Below are 17,200 nucleotides of genomic sequence, written 5' to 3'. Positions count from 1 at the left end.
CTGATCTATGCACCTCACCAATGGAATGGCTATGGTTTGCGAAAGAGTCGACGCGGCCTGCCGCGCCGGCCGCAACAAACGAGGTGCCCATGGCTGCGATCTATTCCGACCTCGCCGGCAAGGTCGTGCTCGTCACCGGTGGCGCAGCCGGAATCGGCGCTGCGATCGTGCGGCGCTTTGCGGAGCAGAAATCCAAGGTGGTGTTCTTCGACATCAAGGTCGACGAGGGACAGCGCCTGGCGCGCGAGCTATCCGAGCAGGGATTGGCTGCGCATTTCCAGCATGTCGATCTCACCGACATCCCTGCGCTGCGTGCCGGCGTCGTCGCGGCACGCAAGGCTCATGGCCCGATCAACATCCTGATCAACAATGCCGCGCATGACGAGCGGCACAACACCGAGGAGATGACGCCGGACTATTGGGACAACCGCATCGCGGTGAACCTGAAGCACCAGTTCTTCGCATCGCAGGCCGTGTTGCCGGACATGAAGGCGGCCAATGCCGGCGCCATCGTCAATTTCGGCTCGGTGTCGTGGATCGCAGGACAAGGCGGCATGGCCGCCTACACCGCGAGCAAGTCAGGCGTGATCGGGCTGACGCGCTCGCTGGCGCGCGACTACGGCCCCTACAACATCCGCGTCAATGCGATCGCGCCGGGCTGGATCATGACCGAGCGGCAGCTCGAGAAATGGATGACGCCGGCCGGCGAGATCGAGCTGCAGCAGCGACAATGCCTGAAGCGCCGGCTCATGCCGGACGAGGTTGCGAAGTTCACCGTCTTCCTCGCCTCCGACGAGGCCTCCGCCTGCACCGCCCAGCACTACATCGTCGATGGCGGCTGGGTCTGAGACGCCTTGAGGATCCAGTCGGAAAATCTGATCCGGGCGCGGCCGCGCGAAACTCACGAGGTCAAGGACGCGATGGATCAGGCTGGCCGAGACGGGCTGGCGCCGTGGTCGCGCGAGGCCGACCGATGCCCTCGCTCAAGGTCTTGCCGCTGGCGACATTGACGAAGTGCAGCGAGGCGCAAGCGGGACATCGGACCGGGACGTGCGTGTCCGCGGCGTCGGAGGCTGTGCCGGGAATCCAGTGCTGCACGTTCATGCCCGTGCGGGGGCATTTGAAGATGACGTTGCGCTCCATGCTGGAGATATGCGCCCGGCGCGGCGACCTGGAAATTGCGGGCCAATACTTACGCAGATGTCCTGAACGGATTGACGCGAGCAGCGGTGAAGACATCGCGCAGCGCTTGTAAGCAGGTTGCCGATCGAGAAGCGTTCGGTCGAATACCGCCGCCTCCTTTGAGCTGAATCAAGACATGTTTGCGACGCCGACGATAGTCTTGTGTCGGCATCGGGAACGCTTTTTCGAGGTCCCCTTTGCCGGAGCGAGCGACGTTTGGATTTCGAGGCCTTCCCGGCGCCGCTTTCACGGAGAGTGCAGAAGACCGCGAACATGGAGCAGGCCGGAGAGCGGCTCCGCCGGAGAGTTCGATGGAACGAAGATCGGCAGCGCGGGTTTGCTGGACGAGTTCAGACCCTGGATGGAAGAGCCACGCGAACAATCGGCCTCGGCGCTCCCATCGAGCCCGAGGCCGATTTTCGTCGAAGCCAGTGCATGGTCTGGACAAGGGAGGATGCCGATCAGGAGAACCGACATGCTTGCCGACATTGACACCGACGATCTCACCGAGGTCGTGCGCTACGCCCTGGAGACGACCCGCGCGACGACGGCCTGCCCGTTCCATCGGGACGTGATCGTCCGCATCGGCGATGACGCCGCCGAGAGTCACGCCTTCGAGCGCGCCAAGCGAATCGTCAGATGCGACGGCGCCGAATGGAACAAGGAGGCTCTCAGGGCCGAGCTCGGCCGCCAGCTCGGCGCAGCCGCCGACGGCCGCTGCCCGAAGTGCGATCCGACCGCCTCGTGCACCTAGCGCGCCGCGATTTGCAAAATGTTGCGGCGCCATGCGTCGGCGACGAGCCATGCAGATCGACCCGCTCCGGCGACTTAACTTGTGTGAAGGCCGCAGATGGAATTGGCACCTAGCCTGAACGACGCGCGTCGTGCATCAGAGGTCAGACTTCCCGTGAAAGTGACAAAGCCGATCGCCTCGATCATGCGCGGGAGTTCCAAGACGGATCCTCCGTCGCCGGACGGGAACGACGAATGTCAGCTGCCGCCATCGGCCGAGAGGCGTCAGGTCGTCGATGAGTACGCCGAAAACTTGCGGAAGATCATCCGAAGACTGCTTGGAAGGCTGAACTGACAGCGCTTGCGGTCGTCCTTGAGCGCTTTGCGGCAAGGGAGCAACTTGTCCGGCCCTTTGGCGTGCGATCGTGCTGCCGGTTCGCCTTTCCGGGCGAGCGCTACGGCCAAACCCCGCCGCCCGAAGGGGCAAGGGTGATACGAGCTTGCCCATCGTCTCAATGACAAGGACGTCGCATGCCTCAGTGCACCCCAACACCGAGCAGGCGCTCGACCATCTTGGGGTCGTCGCGCAAGTGCGCGCATTCCCCACTCCAGACCGCTTTGCCGCGTTCAACCACCATGACATGATCGGCAAAGCGCAGCGCTCGTTCGATCTGCTGCTCGACCAAAACGATGGTCATCTCACCAGAACTCGCCAGCGCGGTGATGATTTCCATGATCTGATCGCAGATCACCGGCGCGAGCCCCTCGAGCGGCTCATCCAAGAGGAGAACTGAAGGCCTTCCCAGCAGCGTCCTGGCGAGCGAGAGCATCTGCTGCTCGCCGCCCGATAATTGCGTCCCGAAATGGCGTCGACGTTCGGCCAACCTCGGAAACATCACATAGACCTCTTCAAGTGCCTCTCGACCTCGATCCTTGAGACCCGCGACCAGGTTTTCTTCCACCGTCAGCGACCGAAATATGTCGCGTGTCTGCGGTACGTAACCAAGACCTCGTTGAGCGCGTGTCGATGCCTTGGTGTCCGTGAGATCAGCCTCGCCCAGGAATACTTTTCCCCCATGATGGGTCGTCAGACCCATCAGCGATGCGAGCAAGGTCGTCTTGCCGACTCCGTTTCGACCAAGGATGCTGAGACGGCCTCCGGGCAAGACCTCGAACGACATGTGATCGATGATACGGGTGGGGCCATACCCGGCACTGAGACCTTTGACTTCAAGACGCGTGGCGGGCATCTGCGTAGCTACCTAGATAAGCTCGACGGACTTCCTGATGGTGCGTGACTTCTGCCGGATCGCCCTGGAAGATCAGCTTTCCGTTGGCGAGAACGAGCACACGGCGGGCAAATTTGAACACCAGGTCCATGTCATGCTCGATCATCAAGACCGCGATATCAGATGGCAATCTGTCGATCGCCTCGATGATCTTGGAGGACTCCTCCGACGGAACCCCTGCCGCGGGCTCGTCCAGGAGCAGGACCTTCGGCTCGAGAGCAAGCCCGATTGCCAGGTCAAGAAGGCGCTGCTGACCGTACGCCAGTTGCGAGACCTGCCTGTCGGCCAGATGGGCGATACCGAGCGTTCCAAGGGCCCGCTCCCACTCCCGACGAACGTCCGGCCGATCCATCGGGCAGGAAAACATGCTTCTCGTGAGCCCCTTTCGTTGCATCACGGCGAGCGCGACGTTTTGTGCGACCGTCAGGCTCTTGAAGAGCCTCGTGATCTGAAATGTCCGGATCAAGCCGGCGTCGACGCGATCGGAAATCGGTAGCGCGGTGACATCAACACCAGCGAGGTGGACGGCACCCTGTGAAGGGGTCAAGTCGCCGGAGATGACGTTGACGAGCGTGGTTTTGCCCGCGCCGTTCGGGCCAATCAACGCGACCCTTTCTCCCTTCCCGATACTGAAGGAAATATCATCGTTGACCCGCATCCCGCCGAAGGACATCGAAACGTTTCGCAGTTCGAGCAGCGGCCGGCTCACGGGCGCCTCCTCATCACCGAGGCGGTGCGACCAGCAAGCAAGCCTCCAAGGGACACCAGGCCTTTCGGGGCGAACAAAACGACCCCGATCAGCAACGCACCGACCATGGTCATCCAATGGAATGGATTCGCAGCCGAGACGTAGTGCTCGAACACTTGGAAGACGATGGATCCGATCAGCGCGCCCCAGAGACTGCCTGCGCCACCCAGGACCAGCATGACGAGAGCTTCAGCCGACCGCTCAAATCCGATGCTATCCAGTCCCACGACGCCCGTATTGATGGCATTGAGAGCACCACCAATTCCGCCAACAACCCCCGACACGCCATACATCAGCACGAGCCGGGGATACACGCGGGCACCGATCATCCGAGCTCGCAGGCTGTCATCCTTGATTGCCTGACAAAGCAGGCCGAACGGAGAGTGCACGATTCGAAGCAGCACCACGAACACGACCATAAGCACCGCAACGGAGAACACATAGCCGGTGCGACCATACATGTCGAACGCATAGACCCCGAAGATTCGTCCAGGCGAAATGCCGGACAATCCGTCGCTTCCGCCCGTCAGGCTGGACAGTTTGTTGGCCAGCGCCGCGACGAGCTGTCCGACGGCAATGGATAGCACGAGCTGGGGGAGACCCTTGAACCTCGTGACAAGGACGCCTGAGACCAGCCCCATCACGGCACCGGCCACCGCCCCCACGAGCAACAACAGCAGGGGGTCGGAATGTCCGGCAAGGCAGGCGTTACCCACGACGTAGGCGCTCACACCATAGATCGCCGCATGCCCCAGGGTGGCGACACCGCAATACCCCGTGACCAGATCGAGCGACAGCACCAGAAGCGTGATGCTGATCAGTCGCGTCAGAAACGCGAGGTCCTCCGGAAAAAGCGTGTAGCCGAGCACTCCGAGCGCCAGCGTGATTGCGACAGCGCGCAGCTCAAGCGGCACGGAAAAACGCGGCGGGCTCACGCCATCGACCATGGCTCGATCGGTCACGTCAGTGCCTCCTGCCCAAAAGGCCGTTCGGGAACAGAAACACGACCAGGATGACCGCAAGATAGAAGAAGAACTCACCATATTCGGGTGCAAGATACTTGCCGGTCGTGTCCGCGAGGCCAAGCAATATCGATGCCGCCACGGCGCCCGGGATCGATCCTGCCCCGCCGACCGAGACGACGACAAGGAACGTCACCATATATCTGAGCGCGTAAAAAGGTTCGACGGGCAACAGTTCGGCGCCCACCACGCCCCCGAACGCCGCCAGGCCGACCGCAAGCGCGAAGGTCGCGGAAAAAAGGATCTGCGTCTTGATTCCGAGCGACTCGGCCATGTCACCGTTGTCGACCGCGGCACGCAGCCGGATCCCAAACTCGGTGCGGTCGATCAGTAGCCAGAGCAAGCCCGCGGTGCACACTCCGCAAATCGTCACGAAAATCCGATGAGCCGGGATCATTCGGAAGCCGAGATCGACGGGACCGCTCAGCAGCGGAGGCAGCGGAATGGATTTGGTTGTCGGGCCAAGAATGTAGTTGGCAACGCCAATGATGGCGAACGCGATGCCGATCGTGAGCAATATCTGGGTCAGCTCATCGGACTTGCGATAAATCCGGCGGTAGAGAAGAAACTCGAGCGGAAAGGCGATCGCGATGGTGCCGAGGACCGCTAGGACAATCGCGAGTGGATATCCAACTCCCGCGTTCTTGAGCGCAAAAGACGCGAGATATCCCCCGATCATCGCAAATGCGCCATGAGCGAGGTTCACTACCCTCATCAGGCCCATCATAATGGATAGGCCGATGGAGATGATGAAAAGCACCATGCCGTACGAGAGGGCATCTAGCCCGATGCTGAGACCCGTCCACGCCATTAGTTGAATGCTTCCGCGGCTTTTCGGATCTGGAGCCGCTCGGCAGCCAGCCCGAACAGGTGGATGTGCGCGTCCGTCAAGCCGGGTATCATCCGGTCGCTGGCATCGCGATAGATGCGACCGTTGACGAAGCGAATAGACTGCGACCGACCACTCATTCCGGGCCCTTCTCCGACACGATGAAGAGATCGCTCGCGAGATCTACATCGCGAGCGATCCGCTCTAGTTCTTCGCCAGGCCCCAGTCCGGCTGCGCATCGAACGTTTGCAGTTCCTTGTTGAGGAGCTTGCCGTCCTGCTTCACGACTTCGCGCAGATAAACGTTCTGACGAATATGCCGGGTATCCGGGTCGATCGACACGGGGCCACGCGGACTGACCCATTTCATGCCCTTCACGGCCGCAAGGGCTTTGTCCGGATCCTTTTGACCGTTCGTGGCCTCAACCATCTTGTAGATGAGCCGAGCACCGTCATAGGCCGCGACCGACGCCATGGTGATGTCGTCAGCCTTGGCGCCGGCCTTGATCAGATCGGCCAAGAAGGCTTTGTTCTCTGAAGAGTCATGCGAGACCGCGTAGTGGTAAGTCGACAGGATGCCTACGCCGCTGTCACCGATAGTCGGAAGATCGGGCTCGGTCACGACATCACCCGTGGACAACAACTTCACGCCAGACGCTTTCAGCCCGTTGTCGATATAGGCCTTGACGAACCCCAGGGTTGGTGGACCGGCCGGCAAGAATGTGAAGATCATGTCTGCGCCGGAATCCTTGATCCTTTGCATGATCGGGCCGAAGTCGGTCGTATTGAGCGGCATCCTGATCGATTGGACGATGGTGCCTCCATCTGCCTCGAACGTCTTTTTGAAGGCCGATTCGGCATCGATGCCGGGGCCGTAATCGCTGACGGCGATCGCCACCTTCTTGGCCGCTCTGGCCTTCGCCACCTTCGCCGCGGGGACCGTGTTCTGCCACATCGTAAAGGACGTCCGCACGATGTAGGGGCTCTTCTCGACGATCGCGGACGTCGCGGCGTTCATGACGATCATAGGCACCTTCGCTTCCTCGAGAAGCGGAGCGACGGCCAGGGCGTCCGGAGTGAAGTACAGTCCCGCGATGTACTGAACCTTCTCCTTGACGATCAACTCCTGAGCCAATGATTTCGACTTGGCGGGGTTCGGCGATTCTTCGTCGCGATAGACAAACTCGATCTGATGATCGCCCACTTTCGATCCATGCTTGGCCACCCAGGCGTCAATGCCGTACTTGAAGTTCTGGCCGAACAAGGCATACGGACCGGACATGGTGCCGATGATCCCCACCTTGATGGTGTCGCACTGCGCCGGCGACATCCAGGCAGTGGCAATCGCGACGGCCCCAACAAGTCCAAACCTCAAGCTCATATCTCTCTTCTCCCGCTTCGGTGATGCTGTTTCAGAACATTTCGAAATATTCTCGCTGCTCCCACTCGGTGACCGTCGATTGGAAGCGCTCGATTTCCGCGTTCTTGATGAAAACGTAGTAGTCGACGAATTTCTCTCCCAGAGCCTCGCGGAAGAAGGGGTCATCGCGCAATGCGAACACCGCCTCGCGCAAGGAGGTCGGCAGGAGGTTCGCCTTGGTCTCGTAGGGGGTGTCCGCCGACGGACCGGGATCGAGCTGGCGATCAATGCCGTTGAGGCCGGCCAGAATCTGCGACGCCATGTAAAGATAGGGGTTTGCGGCCGGCTCGCCGATCCTGTTTTCGAGCCGGGTGGCTTTGTCGTCGGGACCGCCCAGCACGCGGATCATGACGCCCCTGTTGTCGCGTCCCCAGATCGCCCGATCCGGAGCCAGCGAATAGGAACGGTAGCGTTTGTAGCCATTGATCGTCGGCGTCGAGAAGACCGCGGATGCCCTGGCATGCTCCAGCAGCCCGGCCATATAGTGCTTGCCAAGGTTCGACAGGCCGGCCGGTTCGCTGGTCATGAACGCGTTGACGCCGTCTGTTCGGGAGACCAGCGATTGGTGAAGGTGCCACCCCGATGACATCACGTTCGGTATCCGCGGCCGGCACATGAAGGTCGCGTGATAGCCGTGGCGGTTGCAGATCTGCTTCACTGCCGTACGAAACAGCACCATGGTGTCCGCCGGCTCAATGCCGACGGTGGGCTGGAACACGAACTCGCACTGGCTCGGGCCGTATTCCAACTCGATCGACCGAAGCGGCAAGCCCAGCGCCACGATGTTTTGCCTGATCAGCTCGAGCGCAGGCTCCATCTGGTCGTAACGTTGCTCCGTCAGGTACTGATAGCCCTGCGAAAGCAGGCTGACCTCCGGAGGCTCACCCGGTTGGCCGGGACTGCCGGCGTCCCAAGGCGCCAGTCGGGGATTCTCGACTCTGAAGATGTGGCATTCGACCTCGAGGCCCGCTTTGAAATCATAGCCCCGGTCTTTGAGCTGCCCCAGCACGGATTGATACAGGCCCCTGGAGGCGAAGGGCACGGGTCGTCCATCGGAGAAGTAGAGGTCGCAAAGCACCCACCCGGTTTTTGATGCCCAGGGGAGAACCTTGAAGGTGGTGGGATCAGCGACCATCAAGATGTCGCCTCCCCCCTGCATCTCGTGCATCCCGAACCCGCCGCCGGCGGTGAAGACGGGAAACACCGTGCGGTGAGAGGTATCTTTCGCGAGCAATGTCGTCGTTATCGAGCAGCCGCTCTCGATCGACGAGAGCGCCTCGGAAGCGACCAGCGCCTTGCCGCGCAAGATGCCGTGCTGGTCCGGAAAGGAGAGCCGGATCGTATGCAACTCCTGCTCCTCCGCCATCCGCCGCATGCGGATGGCAGCCTCCTTCTGTTCGGCCGACCAGAGACCGTGCTTTTCGACGAAACTCAACGACATCTCCTTTGCTGAGCTGGGCGGCCTGGCTTATTCGGCGGCGGTCAGGTGAGGCACCTTCTTGGCGAGCTCGGCGGGCACCGGCGCGGCCCAGGGAGCGCCCCGACGACGCTTGACGTCCACTTCCATCCAGTAGGTTTCCCAGCCCTTCGTCGGACCGATGCCGTCCATTGTGGCCGGCCCCTGGATGCTGCGCGCGCTGGCAGCGTCGAGGAACAACAGCGGCTTGCCCCCGGAGGCCACCTTCTCGATCTCCTGGCGAAGCAGCCGGCGGTACTGAATGATCGCCTTGTCGGATTGGCCGAGATGCTCACGCGTCCGGTCCTGAATAGCGCCCATCGACTCGACGGCCCACTGGTCGTGGACGTTGATGTCCGCACCCATGCCGGTGTAAGTCTCGGTCGCCTGCTCGTGCGGGTCGAAGCCGTAGTCGTTCGACTTGTTCTTCCGCGAGCGGTATTCCGGCAACTCGTAAAGCTCGAGGCGCTGCGCGCGCATTTTCGCCTTGTCGACGGGCGCGGCGTAGCTGGTGAAAATCGCATACCAATAGCAATTCACGTCGTCGACGGGCACGTGCCACTGGGTAATCGTCATCTCCGTGCTCATCGGAATGACGAACGCATGCGGGAATAGCTGGTTGGTGACGCGAACGTGGGTGCGCTGCTCGTCGATTTCTCGCAAGGCGATGAGCCGCAGGCCGTATTCGGTGTGCTCGACGTTGATGATCGGCCGGTCGTACTCGCGCAGGACCTTCGTCATGGGCATTTCCGAGTCGGCCGACGCACCGCGAAACTGCTTGCCATAGGCCGCCGATGTATCCTCATCCTCGAAGAACCGGTGAAGGAACGATGCGTGGGCCGGGTCGATGCCGACTTCCAGCGCCTGCAGCCAATTGCATTCGATCAGGCCCTTGAAGGCGAAGGTGTATTCGTCCGGCGCCGCGAAGCAGTCGATCTCCGGAAACGCGGGCGGCTCGCCTTCACCCAAATACGCCCACAGGATTCCACCCTTCTCCACGACGGGGTAGGACCGCTGCTTGATATTTTTGCAGAGCGAGGAGTTTGCAGGCTCGGCGGGCGTCTCGAGACACTGTCCCGTGACGTCGAACAGCCACCCGTGGAAGGCGCAGCGCAGGCCACCGTTCTCGAGCCGGCCGAAGGCAAGGTCGGCGCCCCGATGCGGGCAGTCGCGATCGAGCAGGCCATAGCGCCCCGTTTCGTCCTTGAACAGAACGAAGTTCTCGCCGAGAAGCTTGACGGCCTTGATGGGGCGCCCCTCCGCGAGTTCGTCGACGAGCGCAGCAGGCTGCCAATACATCCGCATCAGCTTTCCCGCAGGCGCCTTCGGTCCGACGCGGGTAATGAGGTCGTTCTGCTCTTGGCTCATCATGACTTGGATCTCCTCTCTCGGCTTCGAGATGCGTCCTCATGCTATCGGGACGCGGACTAACGCTGAAACACGATCTTGCCGCCGACGATCGTCAGGTCGGCTTTGATGTCTTTGATCTGCTCCTCGGGGACCGTCATGAGGTCCGCCGACAACACGGTCAGGTCCGCGAATTTTCCGGCCTCGATCGTCCCCTTCTCGTTCTCTTCGAACATATAGTGCGATGCCGCGCTGGTGTAGAGGCGCAGCGCCTGCTCGCGGCTGACGGCTTCGTTCGCTCCATAAACGCGTCCGGCGAGATCCTTGCGGGTTACCATGACGTAGATGTTGATGAAGGGATTGATCGTGTTCACCGGGAAGTCGGTGCCTGCGCCGAGGCTGTTCAGCCCCACCTTCTCGATGAGAGTTTTCGTGGGCACGGCCCGATTGGCGACCGCCGCACCCAGGAAGCGCTCGACGGTGGCCGCCTTGTCCCACATGAAAACGTTCTGGAGGTCGACTCTGACACCGAGGCGCTTTGCGCGCTCCATTTGCTCGGGCACTATCAAGCTTCCATGGATCAGGACGAAACGCCGATCCTTGATCGATTTCTCCTTGTCGGCCGCTTCGAATGCATCAAGGACGTGGTCGATGCCCTTGTCGCCGACGGCATGGACACCCACGCGCCAATTGTGGCGATTGCAAATGGACACCAGCTCCTTGAGGCGTTGCGGCGACTGCTGGGCAATGCCGTGGTAGCCATCATGCGAGTCTGGATAGGCCTCGCGCATGAGCGCCGTCTTGAGCGTCATGCCGCCATCGTAAAGGATCTTGATTCCGGCGAACTTCAGCCAGTCATCGCCAAAGCCGGAGGAGGCGCCGTTGCCTCGCATGATGGCCTCCCAGGCCGCGTTCTCGGCGGGGGGCTCCGGGCGCCACATGAGACCGACCCGTAGCGTTGCTTCACCGGCCTGCGCCACGCGCTGCAGGGCCGCGATGTCCCTGGGCGAGGTGGCCCCTTCTACGGCGCTGGTGATCCCGAACGAGTTCAGCACGCCTTCCGCGAGCTTGAATTGGCGAAACTCGTCGTCCGCCGTCCACTCCGGAACGGTCTTTTCGACCTGATCGATCGCCGTCTCGACCAGAACGCCGGTCAGGTCACCGGCACTGTCGCGCTCAAACGATCCGCCGCTTGGGTTTGGCGTGGCCTTGGTTACGCCGGCCCTCTCGAGCGCCATCGAATTGGCCATCGAGAAGTGGCCAACGGTCCGGAGATAGACCGGATTGTTCGGCGCGACGCCGTCGATTTCCTGGCGTGTCAGGTAACGCTTTTCCGCGAGCTGTGACGGGGGATGCCAGGCGCTTCCGATGATCCACTCGCCGGGCTTTTTCTTCGCCACGAACTGCTTGATGCTTGCGAGGGCATCCGCAACAGTCTTGGCGCCGCTCATGTTGACGACGTAGTCGGACAGACCGGCAGCCTTGAAATGCGCGTGCGTGTCGATCAGCCCGGGAACGACAGTCTTGCCCTGCAAGTCGATCGTGCGGGTGCGATTTCCGGCCAACGCCTTGATCGTCGCCGCGTCTCCTACGGCCAAGATTCTTCCGTCGCGAACGGCAAGCGCTTCCGCAACCTTTGACTGACCGTCCATGGTGAGAATCTTGCCGTTGATCAAGGCAAGCGAGGGAGCATTGGCCTCCTGCTGCTGGGCAAACGCCGCGCCTGATGTCAGCACCACTCCCACGATCGCTGTCGTCAGCTTCATTGCATCCTGCCCTGTCGTTCGGTAGTCGAACATTAGTTCGATATCGTTCAGAATGACTCCAATGTGACGCGCAAGCAAGCAAAATATTTCCGCATAACTTGCCTAATGGAACCGCAGCGGCGGCCATCAGGTCGGGATTGAGGGTCCGCCAGAACTAGCGTAACCGTTTAACGAACTTATGTTCTCAGATCGAACAAACTTAGGAAACGGAGGTCGGATGCCGCGAGTGAGATTTGTCCAGCAGGACGGCAGCGGAAAATCCATCGAGGTCGGACGCGACGTGAGCGTGATGCTCGCGGCCGTCCGCAACGGTATTCACGGCATCGACGGCGAATGCGGCGGCTGCCTCGATTGCGCGACCTGTCACGTCTACGTCGATGAAGAACAAGCAAGCTCTCTCCCTCAGCCGAGCGAAGAAGAGCTCGAGTTGCTGTCCGCCGTCTCGGGAGAGCGAAAGCCGAACAGTCGGCTGAGTTGCCAGCTGAAGGTGCCCGCCCCTCTCGACGAGCTGGTGGTCCATGTGCCGGCGAGGCAATCATGACAGGGCTGGTCATCATCGGCGCATCATATGCCGGGGTTCAAGCCGCTCTCACGGCTCGTGACGCCGGCTATTCTCAGCCCATCACCATTGTGTGCGACGAAGAGTGGCTGCCCTATCAGAGGCCGCCGCTATCCAAGGAATTCCTTCTCGGGCGCATCAGCGAGCAAAATCTGATCTTGCGCGACGAGACTTTCTTCGAAGGCAAGCAGATCAATCTCGTTCTTGGGCAGCGCGCCACGCTGCTCGATTTGCACGCGCGACAGGTCACTCTGGCCGGCGGCAACGCTTTGAAGTTTGAAAAACTCCTCTTCGCCACAGGCTCGCGCGCGCGGCGCATCGCGGTTGAAGGCGCGGACTTGGATGGAATTTTCTATCTGCGTTCGGTGACCGATGCGATCGACCTGAAGGCAGGTCTGGCCAATGCTGCGGAGATTGTCATCATCGGGGGCGGCTTCATAGGGCTGGAAGTTGCGGCCTCCGCGGCAAAGCTGGGCAAGAAGGTCACCGTCGTGGAAGCGAGCAGCCGCCTGCTTGAACGTGCCGTCTCGCCGGTCTTGTCGACCTTTCTTCTTGATACGCATTTGCGGGCTGGCGTCGACGTGATGCTCGACGAAACGGTTGCTTCCTTCAAAGGAAACGGTCGAAAAGTTTCCGCTGTTGTGCTGGGCAACGGTGCCGTTGTCCACGCCGACCTGGTGCTGGTGGGGATTGGTGGTGTCGCCAATGACGAGATCGCGCGCTCGGCGGGGCTTAGATGCACGAATGGAATTGTCGTTGACGCGCACGGACAATGCGAAACATCGGACATTTTCGCGGCCGGTGACTGCGCCAACCACTTCAACCGCTTTTGCGAAAGCTGGGTGAGATTGGAATCGGTGCAAAACGCCCAGGATCAAGCGAAGGCCGCTGGACTGGCGATCGCCGGCGCTCGAGCGCCCTATGAGAATGTGCCGAGGTTCTGGTCCGACCAATATGACGTCAAGCTGCAGATCGTCGGGCTGGCCGGTCGATATGATCGGCAGGCGGTCCGAGGTTCGGTCGACGACGGAAGATTCTCGGTCTTCTACTATCGCCAGGGCCGATTGGTCGCGGTGGACAGCGTCAACCGGCCAGGCGAGCAAATGGCAGCCCGACGCCTGATTGCGGCGGGAATCTCCCCTGCACCGGAGCAAGCCGCAGACCCTTCCTTTGACCTCAAATCCCTGGTGACAGCCGGAGACAAGGCTGGCGCCTAGCGCGCGGATTTGTGATGGTTCTCGCTTTCGAGAGGCCACTGAGAGGGACCGCCCAATAGAATGCCGAGGCTGAAGCGTACGGAAGAAGAGGAAAAGGCGCGGGAGGGCAGCGAGTTCATCGAGACCCTGGATCGGGGTCTTCGCGTGATACAGTCGTTCGGTATCGATCGCCGTCCAATGACCCTCAGCGACCTCTCCAAGAGCGCGAATCTTCCGCGGGCGACGGTGCGCCGGATTCTGATGACCCTCGTAAAATCCGGATTCGTCGCGGGCAACGAGCGGTTGTTTTCGCTAACGCCCAGAGTGCTGCTTTTGGCTTCGGCCTATTTGACGTCGAACCAAATCAGCACCGTGATGCAGCCGTTGATGGACGAGGTCGCCGGCAAGGCCAGGGAGGTCTGCTCCCTTGCGGTCCTGGATGGTGAAGAGGTCGTTTTCATCGCCCGCTCGAGTCCGGCGCGGGTATTTTCGACCGGACTGGACATAGGATATCGGCTGCCGGCTTTCTGCACGTCGGTGGGACGCGTTCTGCTGGGCAGATTGGCAAACGACGAGCTGACGAGAACGGTCGACGGCATGAAGCTGGCGGCTCTGACCCAGTCGACGCTGGTCGACAAATCGGCAGTGATTGCGACGATCATTGCCGACCGCACCAAAGGGTATAGCCTTGTCGATCAGGAAGCCGAAGAGGGCTTTCGGTCGATATCGGTGCCAATTCGCCGCTACGATGGCGCCGTCATCGCGGCCGCAAATATCGGCGCTCATGTCGATCGCATCACGACCGGTGAGATGATCGATCGCTTCCTGCCTCTCCTCAAGGAGATGTCCCTCGCCGCGCAGCCCCTGCTCGTCTGAGAAGCTGCCGTCTTTTGGCGAGCACCCGTCATTTTAGCCGTTTCTTGTAGGCGACCGGGTCCATGTCACGGACATCCACGCTTATGCTGGCCACATCCGGGCATCGCTCTGTCATCGTCCGTCGAAGGCTCGTACTCAGCTCGACCTTCTGGTCGGGCGATCGACCTTCGAGCAAATAGACAGACAGATGCACGAAGCTGTCACGCTTCCCGGCAACCAGGAAATCGTTGTAGACGCACGCGCGCACCTTGACGTCCTCCGCCTTCATGATGCCCGTTCGCCAAGCGGCTTCAAAGAGCGCTTCCATCAAGCCTGTTACGTCGTCGCGAGCGAGCGCCCCTTCCGAATATTCGATCACCAAGTGCGGCATGACGTTGTTCTCGTTTTAGGTGGCGTTCATGAGATGACCTCACCGTCGTAGACCGTTCGCCCCTCAACGTCGCCATCTTTGTCGCGGCGGGTCATGGTTCGCATGGGGAAGGCCCGGTCGGCGGAATCTTTGCCGAGAAACGCCCTGTGCAGCGCAGAGCTGTGCAGCAGCTCCCCAGCCGGGCCGGGTCCGTGGGTGATTTCAGGCTGGGCGGAAGATCTGGCTGGGGCGGGAGGGATCGAACCTCCGAATGGCGGAATCAAAATCCGCTGCCTTACCGCTTGGCTACGCCCCAACAGACGACGAACGGAACGGGCAGAACCGGCACCCGCAGATTCCCGTCGGTCGCAGCCGGTCTATAGGGAGCGGCGCGGCATTTCAACCGCCTGGAGGGGCAAAAAGGGCCCGGCGGCCGACACTCTATTCTGGGCTCCGACGGCCCTGCCCGTACCGGCCAGCCCATCCGGCGTCCCGGCAGTTGAGACCGCTCCCGTTTCATGGGAATACGGCGCCAATATTTGTTCTCGGGGAGTGAGCCATGACCTACCGCGCGCCGATTTCTGACATGCTGCTGTCGCTCAACCATGGCGCGGGCCTCAAGGCCGCTCTGGAGGCCGGCCATTACGGCGATTTCGACGCCGACATTGCCGCGGCCGTGCTGGAGGAAGCCGGCAAGTTCGCATCCGACGTGCTGGCGCCGCTCAACAAGGTCGGCGACGAGCACGGCATCAAGCTCGAGGGCGCCAAGGTCACGACCGCGCCGGGCTGGCCTGACGCCTACAAGCGCTGGACCGAGGGCGGCTGGAATGCGGTGTCCGGCCCGGAAGATTTCGGCGGCCAGGGCCTGCCGCTCGCCATCAACGCCGCCTGCACCGAGATCTGGAGCGCGGCCAACGTCGCCTTCGGCCTTTGCCCGCTGCTGACGGCGTCGGCGATCGAGGCGCTGGACGCCCACGGCAGCGACGAGCTGAAGCAGATCTATCTCAAAAAGCTCGTCTCCGGCGAATGGACCGGGACGATGCAGCTGACCGAGCCGCAGGCCGGCTCCGACGTCGGCGCGCTGCGCACCCGCGCCGAAAAGCAGGCGGACGGCACCTATCGCATCAAGGGGACGAAGATCTTCATCACGTATGGCGAGCACGACATGACCGACAACATCGTGCATTTCGTGCTCGCGCGTCTGCCCGATGCGCCCGCCGGCACCAAGGGGATCTCGCTGTTCCTGGTGCCGAAGTTCATGGTCAACGCGGACGGCTCGCTGGGGCCGCGCAACGACATCTATGCGAGCGGCGTCGAGCACAAGCTCGGCATGCATGCCTCGCCGACGTGCACCATGACCATGGGCGATCATGGCGGCGCCATCGGCTATCTGATCGGCGAAGAGAACCAGGGCATGCGCTGCATGTTCACGATGATGAACCAGGCCCGCCTCGGCGTCGGCCTGGAGGGCGTCGGCGTTGCCGACCGGGCCTACCAGCAGGCCCTGTCGTATGCGCAGGAGCGCCGCCAAGGCCGCGCGGTAGGCAAGAAAGGCGGCGGCTCGGATGCGATCTTCGTGCATCCCGACGTCAAGCGCATGCTGATGCGGATGCGGGCCCAGACCGCGGCCGCCCGCACCATCTGCTATGCGACGGCTGTCGCGATCGACGTCTCGACCCGCGCCAAGGATCCGACGGTGCGCGCTGAAGCCGCCGCACGCGCGGCGTTGCTGACGCCGATGGCCAAGGCCTATTCCACCGATATCGGCAACGAGGTCGCCTATCTCGGCGTGCAGGTGCATGGCGGCATGGGCTTCATCGAGGAGACCGGCGCGGCCCAGCACTACCGCGATGCCCGCATCACCGCGATCTACGAGGGCACCAACGGCATCCAGGCGATCGATCTCGTCACGCGCAAGTTAGCTGCCAATGGCGGCGCGTCGGTGTGGGCGCTGCTCGACGAGCTCTCGGCGACCGTCAAGCAGGTGGAGGCCTCCAACGATCCCGCCTTCGGCACCACCGGCACCAAGCTGCGCGAGGCGCTGGAGGCGCTCACGCGCACCAGCAAATGGCTGCTGGAGCGCGTTGCCTCCGCGCCGAACGACGCGCTTGCGGGGGCGACGCCCTATCTGCAGCAATTCGGCTCCACGCTCGGCGGCTGCCTGCTCGCCTCCGAGGCGCTCGCCGCCAAGGCCGAAGGCCTTGGCGACGCGCCACGCTACGTCGCGCTGGCGCGCTTCTTCGCCGAGAACATCGCGGTGCAGGCGGGCGCGCTCGAGCGCACCGTGACCGAGAGCGCGGAATCGGTCGCAGCGGCGGATGCGGCGCTGCTGGGGTAAGGTGAGCGCCGCAAACGCGACATCGTAGCCCGGATGGAGCGTAGCGAAATCCGGGAAAGTCTCACCGCGGATACAGCGGTCCCGGATTGCGC

16 protein-coding genes and 1 tRNA gene are annotated in these 17,200 nt (G+C 62.0%); 6 read left to right on the top strand and 11 right to left on the bottom strand.

The features are described from left to right. The first annotated feature begins 89 nt into the window (after nt 1-89). Together N2605_RS09085 and N2605_RS09080 are read left to right on the top strand one after the other, a co-directional pair. Nucleotides 90-848: an SDR family NAD(P)-dependent oxidoreductase gene (locus tag N2605_RS09085; RefSeq protein ID WP_260346378.1), complete on the top strand. Its 759-nt coding sequence runs from the start codon at nt 90-92 to the stop codon at nt 846-848. An 809-nt stretch (nt 849-1,657) separates the two neighbouring features. Beyond that, the gene (locus N2605_RS09080; protein WP_036026108.1) at nt 1,658-1,936 is read left to right on the top strand and encodes a hypothetical protein; all 279 of its coding nucleotides are present in this window, start codon (nt 1,658-1,660) and stop codon (nt 1,934-1,936) included. Nucleotides 1,937-2,450: 514 nt separating this feature from the next. Here N2605_RS09080 and N2605_RS09075 read toward each other — a convergent pair. The 9 genes from N2605_RS09075 to N2605_RS09035 form a co-directional block, all read right to left on the bottom strand. Then, entirely contained in the window at nt 2,451-3,164 is a 714-nt protein-coding gene (locus N2605_RS09075; protein ID WP_036004155.1) for an ABC transporter ATP-binding protein, read from the bottom strand. After that, complete coding sequence (locus N2605_RS09070; RefSeq protein WP_036004179.1) at nt 3,145-3,876, bottom strand: ABC transporter ATP-binding protein; 732 nt, start codon at nt 3,874-3,876, stop codon at nt 3,145-3,147. The genes N2605_RS09075 and N2605_RS09070 overlap by 20 nt, the downstream gene beginning before the upstream one ends. 32 nt (nt 3,877-3,908) lie before the next feature. Next, nucleotides 3,909-4,898 (bottom strand): branched-chain amino acid ABC transporter permease, encoded by a 990-nt coding sequence (locus N2605_RS09065; RefSeq protein WP_225155736.1) that lies wholly within the window; start codon nt 4,896-4,898, stop codon nt 3,909-3,911. A 16-nt stretch (nt 4,899-4,914) separates the two neighbouring features. Next, nucleotides 4,915-5,784 (bottom strand): branched-chain amino acid ABC transporter permease, encoded by an 870-nt coding sequence (locus N2605_RS09060; protein ID WP_225150007.1) that lies wholly within the window; start codon nt 5,782-5,784, stop codon nt 4,915-4,917. Next, the gene (locus N2605_RS09055; protein WP_157783994.1) at nt 5,784-5,942 is read right to left on the bottom strand and encodes a hypothetical protein; all 159 of its coding nucleotides are present in this window, start codon (nt 5,940-5,942) and stop codon (nt 5,784-5,786) included. Before N2605_RS09055 ends, N2605_RS09060 begins: the two co-directional genes overlap by 1 nt. A gap of 64 nt (nt 5,943-6,006) precedes the next feature. Beyond that, entirely contained in the window at nt 6,007-7,182 is a 1,176-nt protein-coding gene (locus N2605_RS09050) for an ABC transporter substrate-binding protein (protein ID WP_128263617.1), read from the bottom strand. Between the two features lie 31 nt (nt 7,183-7,213). Beyond that, complete coding sequence (locus N2605_RS09045; RefSeq protein ID WP_225123766.1) at nt 7,214-8,656, bottom strand: glutamine synthetase family protein; 1,443 nt, start codon at nt 8,654-8,656, stop codon at nt 7,214-7,216. Between the two features lie 33 nt (nt 8,657-8,689). Next, complete coding sequence (locus tag N2605_RS09040) at nt 8,690-10,048, bottom strand: aromatic ring-hydroxylating dioxygenase subunit alpha (RefSeq protein ID WP_036026089.1); 1,359 nt, start codon at nt 10,046-10,048, stop codon at nt 8,690-8,692. 56 nt (nt 10,049-10,104) lie between these two features. After that, nucleotides 10,105-11,790, bottom strand: coding sequence for an amidohydrolase (locus tag N2605_RS09035; protein ID WP_425248839.1), 1,686 nt, complete (start codon nt 11,788-11,790; stop codon nt 10,105-10,107). A gap of 289 nt (nt 11,791-12,079) precedes the next feature. Between N2605_RS09035 and N2605_RS09030 the strand changes: the two genes are divergently transcribed. The 3 genes from N2605_RS09030 to N2605_RS09020 are packed head-to-tail and all read left to right on the top strand — an operon-like array spanning nt 12,080 to nt 14,421. Further along, nucleotides 12,080-12,331 carry a 2Fe-2S iron-sulfur cluster-binding protein gene (locus N2605_RS09030; RefSeq protein ID WP_225150123.1) on the top strand — a complete coding sequence of 84 codons (252 nt, stop codon included), beginning with the start codon at nt 12,080-12,082 and terminating at the stop codon, nt 12,329-12,331. Continuing rightward, complete coding sequence (locus N2605_RS09025) at nt 12,328-13,566, top strand: NAD(P)/FAD-dependent oxidoreductase (protein WP_260346373.1); 1,239 nt, start codon at nt 12,328-12,330, stop codon at nt 13,564-13,566. The genes N2605_RS09030 and N2605_RS09025 overlap by 4 nt, the downstream gene beginning before the upstream one ends. Before the next feature lie 60 nt (nt 13,567-13,626). Then, nucleotides 13,627-14,421, top strand: a complete 795-nt coding sequence (locus tag N2605_RS09020; protein WP_036026095.1) for an IclR family transcriptional regulator domain-containing protein — start codon at nt 13,627-13,629, stop codon at nt 14,419-14,421. A gap of 28 nt (nt 14,422-14,449) precedes the next feature. Here the strand turns inward: N2605_RS09020 and N2605_RS09015 are convergent, their stop codons facing one another. Together N2605_RS09015 and N2605_RS09010 are read right to left on the bottom strand one after the other, a co-directional pair. Next, nucleotides 14,450-14,791 (bottom strand): 5-carboxymethyl-2-hydroxymuconate Delta-isomerase, encoded by a 342-nt coding sequence (locus tag N2605_RS09015; protein WP_036004140.1) that lies wholly within the window; start codon nt 14,789-14,791, stop codon nt 14,450-14,452. Nucleotides 14,792-15,011: 220 nt separating this feature from the next. Beyond that, nucleotides 15,012-15,086 (bottom strand) — tRNA-Gln (locus N2605_RS09010). Between the two features lie 243 nt (nt 15,087-15,329). On the opposite strand from N2605_RS09010, the gene N2605_RS09005 reads away from it, so the two are divergent. Further along, nucleotides 15,330-17,108 (top strand): acyl-CoA dehydrogenase family protein, encoded by a 1,779-nt coding sequence (locus N2605_RS09005; protein ID WP_260346371.1) that lies wholly within the window; start codon nt 15,330-15,332, stop codon nt 17,106-17,108. Nucleotides 17,109-17,200: the final 92 nt, after the last annotated feature.

Source organism: Bradyrhizobium yuanmingense (assembly GCF_025200905.1).
GTDB lineage: Bacteria > Pseudomonadota > Alphaproteobacteria > Rhizobiales > Xanthobacteraceae > Bradyrhizobium > Bradyrhizobium yuanmingense.
The sequence above is the reverse complement of the archived record's forward strand: the minus strand, read 5'-3'. Positions and strand labels throughout refer to the sequence as shown.

Coding starts and splice junctions, on each gene's coding strand:
- N2605_RS09085 (WP_260346378.1), top strand. CDS start 90: ATGGCTGCGATCTATTCCGACCTCGCCGGCAAGGTCGTGCTCGTCACC.
- N2605_RS09080 (WP_036026108.1), top strand. CDS start 1,658: ATGCTTGCCGACATTGACACCGACGATCTCACCGAGGTCGTGCGCTAC.
- N2605_RS09075 (WP_036004155.1), bottom strand. CDS start 3,164: ATGCCCGCCACGCGTCTTGAAGTCAAAGGTCTCAGTGCCGGGTATGGC.
- N2605_RS09070 (WP_036004179.1), bottom strand. CDS start 3,876: ATGTCCTTCGGCGGGATGCGGGTCAACGATGATATTTCCTTCAGTATC.
- N2605_RS09065 (WP_225155736.1), bottom strand. CDS start 4,898: ATGGTCGATGGCGTGAGCCCGCCGCGTTTTTCCGTGCCGCTTGAGCTG.
- N2605_RS09060 (WP_225150007.1), bottom strand. CDS start 5,784: ATGGCGTGGACGGGTCTCAGCATCGGGCTAGATGCCCTCTCGTACGGC.
- N2605_RS09055 (WP_157783994.1), bottom strand. CDS start 5,942: ATGAGTGGTCGGTCGCAGTCTATTCGCTTCGTCAACGGTCGCATCTAT.
- N2605_RS09050 (WP_128263617.1), bottom strand. CDS start 7,182: ATGAGCTTGAGGTTTGGACTTGTTGGGGCCGTCGCGATTGCCACTGCC.
- N2605_RS09040 (WP_036026089.1), bottom strand. CDS start 10,048: ATGATGAGCCAAGAGCAGAACGACCTCATTACCCGCGTCGGACCGAAG.
- N2605_RS09035 (WP_425248839.1), bottom strand. CDS start 11,790: ATGAAGCTGACGACAGCGATCGTGGGAGTGGTGCTGACATCAGGCGCG.
- N2605_RS09030 (WP_225150123.1), top strand. CDS start 12,080: ATGCTCGCGGCCGTCCGCAACGGTATTCACGGCATCGACGGCGAATGC.
- N2605_RS09025 (WP_260346373.1), top strand. CDS start 12,328: ATGACAGGGCTGGTCATCATCGGCGCATCATATGCCGGGGTTCAAGCC.
- N2605_RS09020 (WP_036026095.1), top strand. CDS start 13,627: ATGCCGAGGCTGAAGCGTACGGAAGAAGAGGAAAAGGCGCGGGAGGGC.
- N2605_RS09015 (WP_036004140.1), bottom strand. CDS start 14,791: ATGCCGCACTTGGTGATCGAATATTCGGAAGGGGCGCTCGCTCGCGAC.
- N2605_RS09005 (WP_260346371.1), top strand. CDS start 15,330: ATGACCTACCGCGCGCCGATTTCTGACATGCTGCTGTCGCTCAACCAT.